This window comes from Chondromyces apiculatus DSM 436 (assembly GCF_000601485.1).
GTDB classification, from domain to species: domain Bacteria; phylum Myxococcota_A; class Polyangia; order Polyangiales; family Polyangiaceae; genus Chondromyces; species Chondromyces apiculatus.
Genome location: NZ_ASRX01000007.1, coordinates 1 through 14,799, shown reverse-complemented (window position 1 = coordinate 14,799; position 14,799 = coordinate 1). Strand labels below are relative to the sequence as shown.

Here is a 14,799-nt window from a genome sequence, read left to right as displayed (position 1 = left end):
CTTCCACCGCGTCGGCGGCGGCAGCGTGCAGGTGGTCCGTGACGACGGTGACTGGGCCGGCGGCAGCGCCCTCATCAAGGGCGTCAAGAACGCGACCCCCGCGGGCTCCACCATCCCCTCCGGGCTGACCCAGGGCATCACCCAGGACACCCCTGGCTTCGTCAACCTCGCGGCGCGCGACGTCCGCCTCACCGCCACGAGCCCTCTCCGCGGCGTCGGCGTCAACGCGCCCACCACCATCTCGGGCCACGCCTTCCCGACCCCCCTCGCGCGGGCCCTCTTCCTCCCGCCCCCCGCCACCATCCAGGCCACCGGCACCGCCGCCGCCCGCCCCACCGCGGCCGTCATCGCCCTCGGCGCCTACGAGTGATCATGACCGCCTGAGCGACCTACCTCCTCTCTGCGCCGCACAAGAGCTGATCTGCGCCGCGCAAGACCTGGCCGGGAAAGCGTCTCCCCGCCTTCCCGGTCCGCTCTTCAGCCTCCCTTCACCACCTCACACCGGCGCGTCGACCATGCGGATCGTCCCGTCTCGGTAGAGCGCCACCTCCCCGTCGACGATCCACGCCTCCCGCTCTCCGGGCCCGGTCAGCACCCGCACCAGCGCCTCATCACCTCGTCGTGGCGCTCCCTCATCCCCGGATCCCAGAACCGGCACTGCGCGTCCGCTGGCCCCGTCGCCAGCGTCAGCGGCACCTGTGGACCCCGCAGCGTCGCGATCTTGCCGCGCCCCAGGATGGTGGGCACCTCCATCCCCACGAGCGAGTTCCCCACCGAGACCACCCCGGAGAACGTCCCTCCATGGTCCGCCCGCCGCGTGGACCACGCCTTGCGCGACACCGTCCAGTGCTCCGCGATGCCCACCCGCCCATCGGTCGAGGTGGCGATCACCTCGAGCTGATCGGGCCAGCGCCCCTGCACGGCGACCACGAGGTGCAGGTACCCGGGTATCTGCAGCCATTTCGGGAAGTGGATCCTGCCGCCTTTCCCGCACTTCCGGCCCGTGCTCACCCGCCTACAGATGCATCGCCACGTCCCGCACCACATCCGGCTTCGCGCACACCACCCGCGGCGTCGACCCCGTCACTGCCGAGCGTACCAGCCGTTGCAGCTTCATCGCTTGCTCGAAGCTGGTCGTGAAGGCCGAAAGGAAGCGGTGCCCCCTGTCCTGCGTCACCACGAACCGCACCCCCGCGAGTTCCGTGTGCCCCTTCAGCGCCTTGCGCGTCAGCGGAAAATCGTAGGCCTCCGGCGTCCCTTTGCCGAGCATGGAGAGCACCACCAGGTTCTGCGCGCACTTCACGCCCCCCGGCTTCGGGAACGCCTCCCGCGCCGCCCGTGCCGTGGGTGTCCTGTCGCGACCACCCCCCGGCGTGCTCACCCCGCTGTCGCCGCTGTCGCCGCTGTCGCCGCTGTCGCCGCTGTCGCCGCTGTCGCCGCTGTCGCCGCTGTCGCCGCTGTCGCTCCTCGCGTGCTTGCTTCGCAGCTCTCCACGCCGGCCGTTTCCCCCCGGCCCTGCAGCGCTCTTCTCCGCGGCCTTCCCTTTCTCCTTGCCCCCGTGGTGCAGGATCACCCCATCTGCCACCACCCACACCGCACCCTCGCTCCCTGCCGCCAGGTCCTCGGCTTTCATCCCTTCCGGCAGCGACGCCCGCCTCCACACCCCGTCCCCGCGCTTGAACACCGCGCCCTCGACCACCACCCACAGCGCTCCGTCGGGCGTCACCGCGCCCATGCTCACCATCGCGCCTGGCACCGGCAGATCGACCCGCTCCCAGTTCCCGTTCAGGTACCGCAGCACGACCCCGTCCACGATCCACGCCTCGCGCGCCCCGGCCCCTTGCAGCACCTGCGTCCGCGCGTCGTCGGGCAGCTTCCCCCAGCGCAGCCCGGGCAGCGGCACGAACGTCGACTGCTTCTCCCCGCGCGCCCACACCTCCAGCGCCCGGTCCCCCGCGTAGCGCGCCCCGTAGCTCACCACCGTCCCGTCGCGCGTCGCCCCGAACGCCTCCGGCCGCAGATCCGTCGGATCCACGGGCGACTGGTCCCGGAGCGCACCTGTCCCCTTCGGCACCGACGCGAGCCGCAGCTTCGTCAGCGGCCCCCGCAGCGTCACCAGCCGGCTCACCTCGAACACGTTGGGCCCGGTGAGCCCCACGAGCGACGCCCCGACCTGCGCCACCCCCGTGTAGGACCTCCCGAGGTCCGCATCGCGACGCCGGAACCCCTGCGCCCCGAGCGCCCAGTGCTCCCCGAGGCTCGCCCTCGCCGTGTACCCGGTGACCAGCGCATCCACCTGATCGGGCCAGCGCCCCACCACCGTGAACACCCGGCTGCAGCACCCCGCCATCCGCAGCCGCTCCGGGAACGCGACCTTCCCGCCCTCCAGCACCCCGATGGAGATGCCCTGGTAGGGCCTCCTGGCCCTACCCTCACCCCCCGCCACCTCGCGCGCGGACGGCACGTCGTACGTCGACACCAGCACGGCCCCCTCGATGGGATGCACCCGCAAGTGGTGGGAAGAATCCACGTGCGCCACCGGCGTGAAGCGCAGGCTTTCCGCCGCCGCCCCCGCTGTTTCGGTGCTCCCCACCGTCACCTCGCGCCCCACCGGGGCGTCCCCGACCGTCACCATCGTGCCCTGTGCCGCCCTCGGTGTTGCCTTCGTGCTCACCGCGTCCGCGCCTGCCTCCGGCGACGTCCCCTGGACCGCCCGATCCGCGCCGACCTCCGAGCGTGTCTCCGCCTCACGCGCCTCGGCCCCCCGCGCGCCCGCCTGACGCGCGCCTGCCTGACGCGCGCCTGCCTGACGCGTGCCTGCCTGACGCGTGCCTGCCTGACGCGTGCCTGCCTGACGTGTCTCGGAGACGGCCCCCTGCGCGCGGAGTCCCTCGCGCGCGTGCGGCGCCTGCGCCGCGCCGCAGCCCACCATCACCAGCGCGCACCCGCAGCCCCACAGCCCTCTCGTCCCCCTTCGTCGCCCGTTCATCGCCTCGCCCCCCTGTGCCGTCTTCGCTCCGGTGCCCGGCGCAACGACGCCCGGCCACCCGACGCACCCGCCCGCGCGGCGCAGCGTTCGTGACGTGCACGCGCACGCCCCCGACGCCCCGCCCGCGCGCCGCTTCGTTCGTGACGTGCTTCGTCACGCCCCGAGGTGCATCCCTGCGGCCCATCTCATCCATGAACCGCGCCGGAGCCGCCGTGCCTTCTCGTCCCTGCGCCGCTCCCTCCGAGGCGGACCCGCGCCGGACGCTCTGACCATCCGCGAGGTGGCCAGGGCGTGAACCCTGCCGTGTCACTCAGGGCGGCAGCCTGCCCGACGCCACCCGCACCTCGCCCTCGATGGTCGCCGTCCGCTCGTCCACGCCGTTCGGGTGCGCCACGCGCTGATACGCCACCTGCCACCCGATGGTCCGGCCCACCCCGCCGGGACCCACCTCCAGCTCCACCACCACCGCCTCCCCGTGCACCCGATCGTCGGCCACCAGCCGCCGCCCGATCTGCCCTGGCCTCAGCACGAAGTGGCGCGTCAGGAACCGCTCCTGCTCGCCCATCACCATCTCGTCGGGCCCCAGCGCCTCGGCCGACACCGACAGCCTCCGGAACAGATCTCCCGTCGGGAACGCATGCCCCGAGTTCGCCGGCGTCAGCGTCACCGCAACGCGCGTCGCCGACATCCGCCGCGCCGTCACCGTCACCGCGCTGCGCACGAACGCCTCGTCCCGCGACCCCACGAACCCGTGGCTCCGCCGCCCTGTCTTCCCCGCCGGCATGTGGCACGACGCGCACGACTGACCCGCGGCCGCCGACGCCCGGTGCTCCGTGATCGTCGACTGCATCAGCGACTCCACCCCGCCCCCCCGCGCCGTCGGGAACGCGAACTCGTGGCACCCCGCGCACGCCTCGGCGCCGCCGAACCGCGCCTCCCGCACCACCCCGTGCGGCGCATCCGGCGGCTTCCCCGCGCCCCGCCAGGGCGCCGCCAGCACCGCGACCCCGAACGCCGCGTTCCGCGCGAGTTCCCCCGCGCCGTCGCCCGTCACGTGGCACGTCACGCACCCGACCCCGAGCCCCCCGACCAGCGAAGACTCCACCTCCGTCGGCACCGCCTCGGGCGCATGACACGACCGGCAGAACGGCAGCGGCTCGATCGCGAACGCCCGCCGGTACGCCGGCTCCGTGTTCGCCGCGTGGTGCAGCGATCCCCGCCACTCCTGCGCCACGTCCGCGTGACACCTCTCGCAGGACAGGTTCACGACCACCGCCGCCTCCAGCCGCGCCCGCGCCGGCGTCGGCATCGTCGCGCCTCCCTCCACGCCCACCACGGTCCCGATCCCCGCCCCGGGCATCCCCACCTGCAGCGCCGGAGGGACCCCGACCCGCGTCGCTACCGCCCCGTTGCCCACCCCGCCAGGCCCGTACGGCGCCACCCCGTGGACATACGCCCAGGCGTCGTAGTTCGAGCGCATCATCTGCGGCGTGATCGCCCGGTGCATCCACGCCGGACTGCCGTCCGCAGGCGAACCCGCCGGACCCGCCGCTCCTCCCCCGCAGGCTCCCGCGAGGAACGCCCCGACGACCACCGCAAGCGCCTGCCCCGTGTACCGCACGATTGCCTCCCCACAGGGGTACACCGCGCGGGCGCCCGCGTCACGTCGGGGCGTGGTTCAGGCCTCCGCGCCGCCGACCCGTACCCGCACCTGCTTGCCATCGAACGCCACCGCCACGGCATGCACCGGCGACGCGCAGCTCAGGTCAGCTCGGCCCGGAAGATGTCGAGCGTGCGCGAGAACGCGTCGCGCGAGGCGCCGGCATCGTAGCTCGGGCGGGTGTCGTTGAAGAAGGCGTGCTGCACCCCGGGGTACACCTGCTGCTCGAAGCGCTTGCCGGCCTTCTGCATCGCCTCCGCGAAGGCGGGCACGGTGGCGTTGACGCCCTCGTCGTCGCCCCCGTAGAACCCGAACACCGGGCAACGGATGGCCTCTGCGCGCGCCGGATCGGGAGAGCGCCCGTAGTAGATCACCGCCGCGGCCAGCTCCGGATCGTGCGTCGCGAGCAACCCCGAGAGCCCACCGCCCATACAGTAGCCCACGCTCCCCACCTTCTGCCCCCGCGTCTGCGGGCACTCTTCCCGCAGCCAGCGGGTCGCGTCGAGCAGGGCGGGGATCAGCAGATCCATGTTCACCACGTGCGCCATCATCGCCACGAACGACGCCTCGATGCGCTTCGCCTCCTCCTCCGGGCGGCTCGACAGCGCCTCCGCGCGCGCCTTCGCGTCGCGCCACACCGTGCGCGGCGCCCCGCCGAGGAAGCCCATCGTCTCCGCGACGCGCGCGCGCGTCAGCTCCGGCAGCCGCTTTCCTTCGGGCGCGTACAGGTCGGGCGCGAGGGCCGCGTAGCCTGCCTGCGCGAAGCGCCGGGTCACGTCCTCGATGTGCTCGTCCACGCCGAGCGCCTCCTGCAGCACCAGCACCGCAGGCAGCGGCTTCGTCACCCCCTCCGGCACGCAGAAGTACCCGAGGCGCTTCTGCCCCTCACCGTAGTGGACCCACTCCGTCTTCAGACCCATGCTGGCCTCCTCTGCCGTTGGTGCCTTCGCGCGGCGTGGCGCCCACTTCAATACCTAACTGAGCGGCCGTACAGGTCGGCCAGGAACCGTCGCCTCTCCGAGCACGAGGACACCCCCGTTTTGCGTTGTCCTCACAGCCCTGGTGAGCCACGCGCCTAGCGCGATGCAGGCATTGGCATCGGCGTTCGACCGTGCTTCTTTGGTGCGGCACCTGCTCTCAGGGCAGCACAGAGGAAACTGGATGTCGGACCGCGAGCAACTCGACGAGGCACTTCGGCAGTTAGAGACGCAGGCGCTGGGGTTTGGTGCCCGGTTCACCAACGATGCGCGGGTAAGGCAGCAATATTTCCACGTGATTAGGGCCTACTCGCAGCAACTGCGTGAGGCGGTAAAGCGTGGCGATCTGACAGCACGCGAGGCTGCGCAAGCTGCGAACGAGACGCGAAATCGCCTGATGGATATTGCGCGACTCCGCACGAGCGACATCGGTCGGGCCGGCGTTGAGAAGATGAAGCCGCAGGGCCTCGGGCTCACCGCGCTGCTCGAAAAGTACGCGAAGGAGCTGTTCAACAAAGAATTCGCGAACCTCACCGAGGTCGAGCGCAACAGAGTCTTTCTGGAGATCGTTGAGTCGTCGGGGCGTAGCCGGCCCTCCGTCAACGTGCGGGCACAGGGCCTCAATAGGCTGGGCAAGGGATTGCTCGTGATCTCCGCCGGGATCGCGATTTACAATATTACCACGGCGGAGGACAAAGTTGAGGCCGCCAAGCGCGAGGCCCTCGTCGCTGGTGGAGGATTCCTCGGTGGTGTTGCCGGTGGCGCTGCCGCGGGCTTACTGTTCGGCCCGGGCGCCGTCATTGCAGTGCCTGTCGGTGCCTTCCTCGGAGGCATCGCGGGCGCTTTCGGGGGCGAGTTCCTCTACACGTGGTCCTCCGGGTGATGCCAGGTGACGAAGCTGCTCTTGCATGCACTGCATCAGCACATTCACGCTCGCGCCGTTGTCATCCACCGGTCCCGACGGGCTGCCCTGCAGCGAGCTGGTGCAGCATGGCAAACCCACCGGCTTGCGCTTGCCCGGGGTCTCTCTCGACGGACAGTTCACCGTTCACCCCGGTGTCCTCCTGCTCGTGAAAGACGACGTCCCGCATGACGAGTGCCTGCAGCTGTTTCTGCTGAGCCCCCGGCTCGCGGTGCTGGAGGAGGCAGAACTCGGGGCGCCGTACACGCCTGGTCTCGTACGCGGCCTTGCGCCCGACGCCGAAGGATGCGACCTGCTCGACTTCTCCTTCGCTGGCGAGGAGCTGAGGCTCCAGGTGCACGGCACCCCGCGGCGGATGCGCGATGGTCTCCTCCAGCGTCCTCTGCGCCGCCTCCTCGCTCCGAAGTACCTCGCGATATTCGCGAAGCCGCGCGCCGCGAGGGCCTCCACCGGGCAGCATGCTTGACTCCCCTGTGAGGTGATGGGGGACGGTGATCGCGCCTCACGGGCACGGGCGCGAGCCTCGGGTGCATCACGTCGTCTGCTGCGCTCCCTCGCCCATCGCCAGCGTCTTCCGGTACTCCGCGGCCTCGGCCATGGTCACGAACTCCACCTCGGCCGCGTGCGTTGTCTGGACGACCGCGACGATCTCCTCCAGCGAGACCCGGAAGAACTCTTTCTTCTCGTTCACCCGGTTCACCCGCCGGTGGTGGAAGGTGCGGTGGAGCTGCGCCTCCAGGCCAGGCGCGTCCTCCGCGTAGATCACCGCGTGCACGTCGAAGGTGAAGGGCACCGACGCGTCGCCCAGCTCCCGCACCCGGTCCATCGGATCGAGGCGCCGCGTCATCCCGATCTTGTACACGTGCTCCCCGAACGACCCCACGTTGGAGATCACGTACACGTGCCCCGACCGGGTGAGCTGCGCCTGCGACACCGCCCGCTGCTTGTTCACCTGCGCCTCGGCGAGCTTGCGCTGCAGCTCCTCGATCTCCCCGAGCAGCTTCTGCTGCTTCTTGCCGGCAGCGCCGTCCACCTCCTCGCGCGCCTTGCGCAGCGCCTCGGCGTAGCGACGCTCCTCCCGCTCCGCTTCTGCCTGGGCCTTCTCCAGCTCCCGCTGGGCGACCTCCTCCTCGCGCATCTGCTCCCGGATGCGCCGCTGCGCCTCCCGCTCCTGTTCGAGCTTCTCCTGGTACTCGTGGGCGAGGGCCAGTTCCTCCAGCTTGAGGTCGAGGTAGCCCCTGGTGATCTCGCACTGCTGCACCTCGGCGAGCGCGCCGATCGCCTCGCGCGCCTTGCGGATGCGCGCCTCCATCACCTGCACGTTGTTGTACTTCACCTTGGTGATGGCCGCGTCGCACTCCCCGTTGAACGCGCGCAGCATGAGCTTCAGGGTCTGGTTGATCTGCTTGCGCCCCTCGACCACGCTCCCGTTCACGGTCCACTCCACCTTGCCCACCGCGGCCGTCCTGTCCTTGAGCCGCTGCTTTTGCTGGTCCCGCACCACCTCCAGCCGCGCCTGGTAGGTCTCTGACGAGGCGAAGTCGTACCGGGGCTTGTAGAACCCGAACGACTGCAGGTTCGCCTCCTCGTCGAGCGCGCGGAACTCCGCCCGCAGCTTCTCGATGCGGGGCCCGAGTGTCCCCAGCTCGGCCTCCGCCGTGGCGCGCTGCTGCCCGAGGGCGTGGAGCGCCTGCTCGTGGGAGACGCGCGCCTGGGCCATGGCGTGCCTGGCGGAGAGCTGCGCTGCGGCAATCTCCGCGGTGACGCGCTGGCGCTCGGCCTCGGTGGCGGCGAGCACCCGGTGGCGTTCGGCGGCGGTCTCCGCGGTGATGCGCTGGCGCTCGGCCTCGGTGGCGGCGAGCACCCGCTGCCGCTCCAGATCGGCGTCGACCACCGTCTGGAAACGCGTGGTGAGATGCGCGCGCGCGCGCGCGTTCTCGTCCCGCTCGGCCCGGAGCTTGCGCGCGTACATCCCCAGGCCGATCCCCAGCGCGATCGCCACCAGCAACAAGATCCCCAGCACCACGCCCGTATCCATCGCGTCCTCCGCGGGCCACGTCGCGACGCGCGAGACGGCCTTCCCGTCGCTCCATGCGAGCGGTGTGCCCCCGCCCGTCGAGGGCGACGTTCGGCGGGGGGCGACGCCTCACGCGCCCATCCACGCGCGTGATCGGCGCTGCACTTCGGCGAGCCATCGTCCAGCGTGTCTGTGGTGGCTCCGTGGTGAGGCGGGATGACGGCCAGAGATGGCCAGGTAGCCGACATGGGCCCTGGCCAGGTGTGACCCGCGTCGGCCATGGCCAGCATCTCCGCGCGTCTGCGGGGCATTGCGCTGGCCTTGGGGGTCGTGGTGCCAGCCCTGCCGACCGTTCTGTCGATCCGGCCAGCCGTGACGTCGGCCCTGCGGGTCGTGGTGCGCAGTCTGCGAGCCGTAACGCCGACCCTGCCGGTCGTGGCGCCCGCCCTGCCGGTCGTGGCGCTGGCCCTGCCGGTCGTGGCGCTGGCCCTGCCGGTCGTGTTGCCCGCCCTGCCGGTCGTGTTGCCCGTCCTGCTGGTCGTGTTGCCGCGCCACGATTTGTGGACGAGGACCACGGGCGGCAGGGTGGGCGCCACGACCCGCAGGACCGACGAAGCGATCGGCAGGGCTGGCGCCACGGCTGGCCGGATCGACAGAACGGTCGGCAGACCGCGCACCGCGATCGGCAGGGCCAGCGCCACGACGGGTAGGACCGGTGAAACGGTCGGCAGGGCGGGCGCCACGACCAGCAGGGCGGGCAACACGACCGGGTGGCACGACCCCACGGCTAGCAGGGCGGGCGCCACGACCAGGTGGCACGACGCTACGAACAGCAGGGACGTTATTGAGTCCCGCGTTGGCGCTCCTCAACGCCCAGGACCCCGCGATCTCGGAACCAGGGATGCACAGGGCGGCTCTGGGGGGCCCAGGACTGCCTGAAACCTCGAAGAGGCAACCCCGGAAAGGGGAAGCAGGGACGACCTGGAAAAATCGACTGCCGCCCGTTGACTCCGCCCGACGGGGATTTACACCTGAGGCATCCCCCCTGACCGGAATATCCCGTTCAGGACTGAACACGAAGGAGGAGTGACATGGGCATCGAATTAACTGCTGAACAGCAAGCCGTCCTCGTACAGACCCGCGCCGTGGACACCACGGCCGAGTTCGAGGCGCTGCTCGCGACCGTCCGGACCGAGATGAACCAGGTGGTCCAGGAGGTGATGGCGCCGAGTCAGGCCATCGACGACACCCTGATCGAGCTGCGCGACCTGTACCTGACCGCCGTGCAGCACGCTGTCGTGCTCGAAGGCGTGGGCTACACCGAGGCGCGCCTGGAGGCGTTCCGCACCGGCCTGCGTCTGCTCGACACCGCGCATCTCTGGTTCGGAGAGGGCGCCCGGACCGGCGCGTTCCGGGCCTTGAACGTGGCCAAGCTCGTCGCCGCGAGCCGTCCCTTCCGGGCGCGGCTCAAGGCGTACGCGGCGCAGGCGTTCGTGTTCGAGCCGGACATCGCCGCGAGGTTCGCCGACGTGAACAGCTCGCGCACCGTCGAGGAGGAGATCGCCGATCTGCGGATGCTGATGGGCGAGGCGCGCTCCCGCCAGGAGCAGCTCTCTGCCGTCGGCGTGACCGAGGCATTCCTCGTCGAAGGCGAGGCGCTGCTCGACAACGCCGAGAAGCGGGATCTGCTGGGGGTGCTCGGCATCCGCCAGCACGACGACGCCATCACCCTGCGCAACGCCATCCTGACCTACACCATCCTGCTCGGGCGCGAGGCGCGCGCGGCCGGGGTGAACGCGTGTTTCGGGAAGGCCGAGGTGCGGGTCCGCTTCGAGGGGCTGTCCTTCAGGAAGGCGCTGCGTCGGCTGCGCCCGAAGACCCGGCCCGCCGCCGCCTCGGGAGAGGGACCGGAGAAACCGGTGCCGGACAAGCCCACGACGCCGACGGGGCCCAGCAAGCCGACCACGCCGGCACCGACGACCACGTCCGGGAACGCGACCACGACCGGGAGCCCGACCAAGGCCACGGTGAGCGTGACGGCGCCCGCGGTGATCGAGGTCGCCGAGGCGCCGCCGGCCAGCGCGCCGGGGTGAGGTGAGGCGGTGAGGTGCGGCAGCACCGAGGTGCCGAGGCGGTAGGTCGCCGAGGGTCGAGGTGCTGACGCGCTGACGTCGGAGCGAGGGCCGCGTGCCGGGAGGTGCGCGGCCCTTTTTGCATGCAAGTGTGCGTTCCAGCGAGCTTCGAGCGTGGCTGCTGATCGCGCGCGTGGTCGTCTGTGGCGCCTCATGCTGCCATGGCTTCGGCGCTCGACAGTGGGACAGCGCTCCGTTGCGGGTGCAGAAACGAACGCTGTACAGTCGCGGGGCGATGCAGTGGCTCTACAAGGCAACCGACACAGAGAACGATGCAGGCCACCGCCGCCCTGGTTTCGAGGCGACGAGTAGCTTCGCGGTGCGTGATGGCATCCTGTGCCGCAGCGCGTTCTCACGGCGGACACATCGGAAGGTCAACCTCGTCTGGAGCGTGGCTGTAGGCGACGTCATCCATGTCTATCACCGGCAGCGGGAACCCGTTCGGAAGCCGCGGCTCGTCGGAAGCTTCCGCGTCAAGGATCCCGGCGATGCCCGCTTCGATCCGAGCTGTGCGCTCGCCGTGGTGACCGACCGCAATCTGTCCGAACGCCTGCGCGCTGCCTATGACGTCCCTGCCGAGGAGCCGGTCACCGGGTGGAGTCTCGAACCGGCGCCGGAGATCGCGCCACCCGCCGAGGATGACGAGCAACTGCGCACCTTTCTGGCGGAGCGCAGCACCCTGGTTCGCTACCTGGGCTTGCAGCTACCGCAGCGCCCACCCTCGGACTTCACGGTGCGCAGGTTCCGGTGCTTCGATTTCTTGGAGATCCCCCATCTCAGCCGCCTCAACCTCCTGACCGGCAAGAACAACACTGGGAAGACAACCCTGCTGGAAGCACTGCGGGTCTACGCCTGCGCGGCCTCGCCCGACGACATTTCCGTCATGCTCGATGCGCGCGGCGAGTCGGCCGATGGTGATGCCGCTGCGGCGCTGGCGACGATCTTCGGAGAAGAGGGCCCCGCCGAGGCGATGAAGAGGACCTGCACGCTCGGCCCCCGGGGAGGCCCGTTGAGCATGAAGCTGCGGCGGTACCGCCAGGACCGCAGCAAACGTTGGATCGAGAGCCAGGATCGCAGTGAAGGCGAGGTTTTTCTGGTAGTCGAGGGCCCAGGCTGGGAGGAACGGACGCGTGCGGACTGGGCCAGCCTCCGCAACCCGAACGCGACATGGGAATCTCACTACCCTTCGTCCTTCGTCGGCCTGCAAGGCGTATCGGTGCAGGACATGGACAGGATCTGGCAACAAGCGGTGCTCGACGGCGACGATGCGGCAGTCATCGAAGCCCTCCAGATTCTTGAGCCCACCATTACCCGTCTCGCCTTCGTGCGTGACGTTCGGGGTGACCTTCCGCGAGCGCATGTGGCCTTTCAGAAAGGTCGCAAACCGCGGCCTCTCACCGCACTTGGTGCGGGGGTGCATCGCTTCCTCGGGCTGCTGCTCGCCTGCCACGGCGCCCGCGGGGGCCTGCTCCTCGTGGACGAGATCGACACAGGCTTGCACTACTCCGTGCAGACAAAGCTGTGGGAGCTGCTCACCGCGTGGTCCGCTCAGTTCGACGTCCAGATCGTGGCCACGACCCACAGCCTCGACTGCGTGCGCGCCTTCGCCGAGGTCGCGCGTCGAGGCGACCTGCGCGTGGCGGAAGAAGGCGCGGCCCTGGCCCAGGTGATCCGGCTGGGCCGACGCGGCGCAGGGCCCCTCCAGGCGTTCATCTTCGACGATCCGGACGCCTTCGAGATGGTCAGCCAGGACGAGCTCGAGGTCCGCTGATGAACATCGCTTCTCTGTTCGAGGACGAGGACGACCTGCACCTCTTTGGACAACTCGCGCGCCGTCTGGGGTTGCCCGAGCTCAAGGACAAGCCCACGTCCCTGAAGGGCTACGACCGGCCCAAGCTGAAGAAGAAGCTGGGCAACGTCGTCAAGACGGACTGGGAGCGTATCGTGCTCGTGCTCGATGCCGACTGCGCCCCATCTGGAGGCCCGGAGCGCCGCTGGAAAGAAGTCCTCGATGCGTTCCGCGCCGCGGAGATCGAGATCCCTGGTGACGCTTCGACCGAGGATGGCCTCATTCACGATCTCGCGGATGGCCGTCGCGTCGCCGTCTGGCTATTCCCCGATTGCCGATCGGAGGGCGCCATAGAAGACTTCGTTCTCCAGAGGCTCGTCCCCGACGGTGATGCGCTGCTCGGCCATGCCGAGACCGTGGTCGACGCTCTCCCCAGCAGACTCTTCCCACTCAAGTACATTCAGAAGGCCCGGATGCGCTCCTGGCTCGCATGGCAAAAGCGGCCGGGCCTGCCGCCGGGACATGCCGTCAGCGAGAACGTGTTGACCGTGAGCGAGACGCGCCTCGGGAGCTTCGCCCCTTGGCTGCGCAGAGCCATCGGCTGACGGCGGCTCCGTTGACCGTCTTGGCCAGTGGTTCCAGGACTGCTCTCCGCCAACCACCTTCCGCTGCGCAGCGCCGTCACCGCTCCGCGTGAGCGATGCGTCCTCGCCGCGCCGCCTGCGCTCGGAGGCGCTTCCGGTAGCCGCGGTGCCAGGCGGCGATGCCGGCGTCGGCGCGGACCAGCTTGTGGCTGCACGGGCTCGTCGACGAGGTGCGGCGGGAGCAAGCGCTCGGGTTGCTCGGAGGTGGGGCGGCGATTGCGGAGGTGGCGTGGCTCGTGGACTACCCGGAGCCGAGCGCGTTCCACCGGGCGTTCCGGCGCTGGACGGGGCAGACACCGGAGGCGTTCCGCGCGCAGGCAGCGGCGTCTCGCTGAGCGCAGGGGCTCTGTCGCGGGCTCGGGCTGCGGGGCGTCGCCGGCTGCGTCAATCAGGCAGGGGTGGCCCGAGTTGCGCCGCTCGTGCGCAAGAGGAGCGGGGCGGACGCGCACTTGCGCGGTGAGGCGCGGCATTGCGGGGTGGCCAGCGTCTTGCAATCGCAGAGAGCCGCGAGAGACGAACGAAGCGCGAGGGTCGAGCGTCGAAGCTGCGCGCTGCTGAATGAAACCGAGCGCAATCGCGCGCGACGCCGTGAGGTTCACGCAGATGTCGGCGCTGGGCGTGGTGTGCGTGGTGCACGCCGGGCTCGTCGCCAGAGGAACTGGAAAGGACGCGGACATGAAATCTCTGCTGGGTGGCGTGGTGTTGCTGTCGAGCGTGGTGCTCTTTGCTGGATGCAGTGACGGGGGCGGTGGGTCAGGCACGGGAGGTGATGGAGGGGCCGGGGCGAACTGCGGGCAAACCGGTCCGGGTGGCGCGGGCGGCGATGTCGGCACGGGCGGCGCGGGCGGCGACGTCGGTGCAGGCGGGCAGGGTGGCGCGACGCCCGATCTGGTCTTCCCGCCGGACGCGGTGGTGGAGGGCAAGACGCTCGGGCAGTGGGGCGCGGCGTGGTGGGAGTGGGCGCTCGCGCTGCCGAAGGTGACGCACCCCTTCAACGGCGGCGCGTGCGACCAGAACCAGACGAGTGATGCGTTCTTCCTGACGGGCAACACCTCGGGGCAGCCCGAGACGCGCTCCTGCACGCTGCCCGCGGGGAAGCCGATCTTCTTCCCGCTGGTGAACACGCTGTTCCAGTCGCGGTTCGAGGCGAACTGCAAGCACGACCTCGCGTTCATCCAGGACTATCCGCTGGACGGGTACAACGACATCGTCAGCGCCTCGGGGCTGTCGGTGGAGGTGGACGGGGTGAGCGTGCCGGACATCGAGGACCACGAGGCGTACACGGGAGTCTTCTGGGACCGGCAGTCGGCGGTGCCGTCGGAGCAGCTCTTCCCGGCGCCGAGCGGGCCGGTGGGGGCGAATGCGTGCGGGATCCCGGTGGGGTCGCTGCGGCCGACGACGAGCACCGGGTACTGGGCGATGCTCAAGCCGCTGTCACCCGGGGAGCACACGCTCCACGTCACCGCGACCCTGACCCACGTGACCTACGGGCCGTTCACGATCGACATGACCTACAACCTCACGGTCTCGCCGTAACGCCGACGGCGATCAGGGCTGCCGCACGGCTCACGCTCCCGGCCTGGGGCGAGGCCGCGCGGCGCTCCCGCCTGTTCTTCGCGCCCGGGATGCGCGAGGGTGGCGCGATGGGCGCGGTGAAGGACGGGAGCAC

12 protein-coding genes and 1 pseudogene are annotated in these 14,799 nt (G+C 70.5%); 8 read left to right on the top strand and 5 right to left on the bottom strand.

The features are described from left to right. Window positions 1-370 (top strand): annotated as a pseudogene (locus CAP_RS51915) (right-handed parallel beta-helix repeat-containing protein); the annotation flags it as partial. A 218-nt stretch (window positions 371-588) separates the two neighbouring features. Here the strand turns inward: CAP_RS51915 and CAP_RS05790 are convergent. From CAP_RS05790 to CAP_RS05775, 4 genes are all read right to left on the bottom strand, one after another. After that, complete coding sequence (locus CAP_RS05790) at window positions 589-1,011, bottom strand: hypothetical protein (RefSeq protein WP_044237026.1); 423 nt, start codon at window positions 1,009-1,011, stop codon at window positions 589-591. A 4-nt stretch (window positions 1,012-1,015) separates the two neighbouring features. Beyond that, window positions 1,016-2,674: an NHL repeat-containing protein gene (locus CAP_RS05785; protein ID WP_231511147.1), complete on the bottom strand. Its 1,659-nt coding sequence runs from the start codon at window positions 2,672-2,674 to the stop codon at window positions 1,016-1,018. A gap of 625 nt (window positions 2,675-3,299) precedes the next feature. Then, entirely contained in the window at window positions 3,300-4,610 is a 1,311-nt protein-coding gene (locus tag CAP_RS05780; RefSeq protein WP_156040521.1) for a multiheme c-type cytochrome, read from the bottom strand. Between the two features lie 140 nt (window positions 4,611-4,750). After that, window positions 4,751-5,569 (bottom strand): dienelactone hydrolase family protein, encoded by an 819-nt coding sequence (locus CAP_RS05775; protein ID WP_044237019.1) that lies wholly within the window; start codon window positions 5,567-5,569, stop codon window positions 4,751-4,753. Window positions 5,570-5,810: 241 nt separating this feature from the next. Between CAP_RS05775 and CAP_RS05770 the strand changes: the two genes are divergently transcribed. After that, window positions 5,811-6,509 carry a hypothetical protein gene (locus tag CAP_RS05770; protein ID WP_044237018.1) on the top strand — a complete coding sequence of 233 codons (699 nt, stop codon included), beginning with the start codon at window positions 5,811-5,813 and terminating at the stop codon, window positions 6,507-6,509. A gap of 25 nt (window positions 6,510-6,534) precedes the next feature. Next, window positions 6,535-7,014 carry a hypothetical protein gene (locus CAP_RS05765; RefSeq protein WP_044237016.1) on the top strand — a complete coding sequence of 160 codons (480 nt, stop codon included), beginning with the start codon at window positions 6,535-6,537 and terminating at the stop codon, window positions 7,012-7,014. 66 nt (window positions 7,015-7,080) lie between these two features. On the opposite strand, the gene CAP_RS05760 is transcribed toward CAP_RS05765, so the two are convergent. Continuing rightward, complete coding sequence (locus CAP_RS05760) at window positions 7,081-8,586, bottom strand: SNIPE associated domain-containing protein (RefSeq protein WP_081864605.1); 1,506 nt, start codon at window positions 8,584-8,586, stop codon at window positions 7,081-7,083. A 1,070-nt stretch (window positions 8,587-9,656) separates the two neighbouring features. Here CAP_RS05760 and CAP_RS05750 point away from each other — a divergent pair. The 5 genes from CAP_RS05750 (at window position 9,657) to CAP_RS05730 (ending at window position 14,666) form a co-directional block, all read left to right on the top strand. Further along, window positions 9,657-10,658: a hypothetical protein gene (locus tag CAP_RS05750; protein ID WP_197041021.1), complete on the top strand. Its 1,002-nt coding sequence runs from the start codon at window positions 9,657-9,659 to the stop codon at window positions 10,656-10,658. A gap of 274 nt (window positions 10,659-10,932) precedes the next feature. Further along, window positions 10,933-12,468: an AAA family ATPase gene (locus CAP_RS05745; RefSeq protein ID WP_044237011.1), complete on the top strand. Its 1,536-nt coding sequence runs from the start codon at window positions 10,933-10,935 to the stop codon at window positions 12,466-12,468. Then, complete coding sequence (locus CAP_RS05740; protein ID WP_044237007.1) at window positions 12,468-13,091, top strand: DUF3226 domain-containing protein; 624 nt, start codon at window positions 12,468-12,470, stop codon at window positions 13,089-13,091. The genes CAP_RS05745 and CAP_RS05740 overlap by 1 nt, the downstream gene beginning before the upstream one ends. A gap of 158 nt (window positions 13,092-13,249) precedes the next feature. After that, on the top strand, window positions 13,250-13,465 hold the full coding sequence (locus CAP_RS05735; protein WP_044237002.1) for a helix-turn-helix domain-containing protein: 216 nt from the start codon (window positions 13,250-13,252) through the stop codon (window positions 13,463-13,465). A 223-nt stretch (window positions 13,466-13,688) separates the two neighbouring features. Then, window positions 13,689-14,666 carry a hypothetical protein gene (locus tag CAP_RS05730; RefSeq protein WP_044237000.1) on the top strand — a complete coding sequence of 326 codons (978 nt, stop codon included), beginning with the start codon at window positions 13,689-13,691 and terminating at the stop codon, window positions 14,664-14,666. Window positions 14,667-14,799: the final 133 nt, after the last annotated feature.

What these genes read in the sequence shown, in the direction of transcription:
- CAP_RS05730 (WP_044237000.1), top strand. Translation starts at nt 13,689, where the DNA reads ATGAAACCGAGCGCAATCGCGCGCGACGCCGTGAGGTTCACGCAGATG.
- CAP_RS05735 (WP_044237002.1), top strand. Translation starts at nt 13,250, where the DNA reads ATGCCGGCGTCGGCGCGGACCAGCTTGTGGCTGCACGGGCTCGTCGAC.
- CAP_RS05775 (WP_044237019.1), bottom strand. Translation starts at nt 5,569, where the DNA reads ATGGGTCTGAAGACGGAGTGGGTCCACTACGGTGAGGGGCAGAAGCGC.
- CAP_RS05750 (WP_197041021.1), top strand. Translation starts at nt 9,657, where the DNA reads ATGGGCATCGAATTAACTGCTGAACAGCAAGCCGTCCTCGTACAGACC.
- CAP_RS05745 (WP_044237011.1), top strand. Translation starts at nt 10,933, where the DNA reads ATGCAGTGGCTCTACAAGGCAACCGACACAGAGAACGATGCAGGCCAC.
- CAP_RS05760 (WP_081864605.1), bottom strand. Translation starts at nt 8,586, where the DNA reads ATGGATACGGGCGTGGTGCTGGGGATCTTGTTGCTGGTGGCGATCGCG.
- CAP_RS05770 (WP_044237018.1), top strand. Translation starts at nt 5,811, where the DNA reads ATGTCGGACCGCGAGCAACTCGACGAGGCACTTCGGCAGTTAGAGACG.
- CAP_RS05740 (WP_044237007.1), top strand. Translation starts at nt 12,468, where the DNA reads ATGAACATCGCTTCTCTGTTCGAGGACGAGGACGACCTGCACCTCTTT.
- CAP_RS05765 (WP_044237016.1), top strand. Translation starts at nt 6,535, where the DNA reads ATGCACTGCATCAGCACATTCACGCTCGCGCCGTTGTCATCCACCGGT.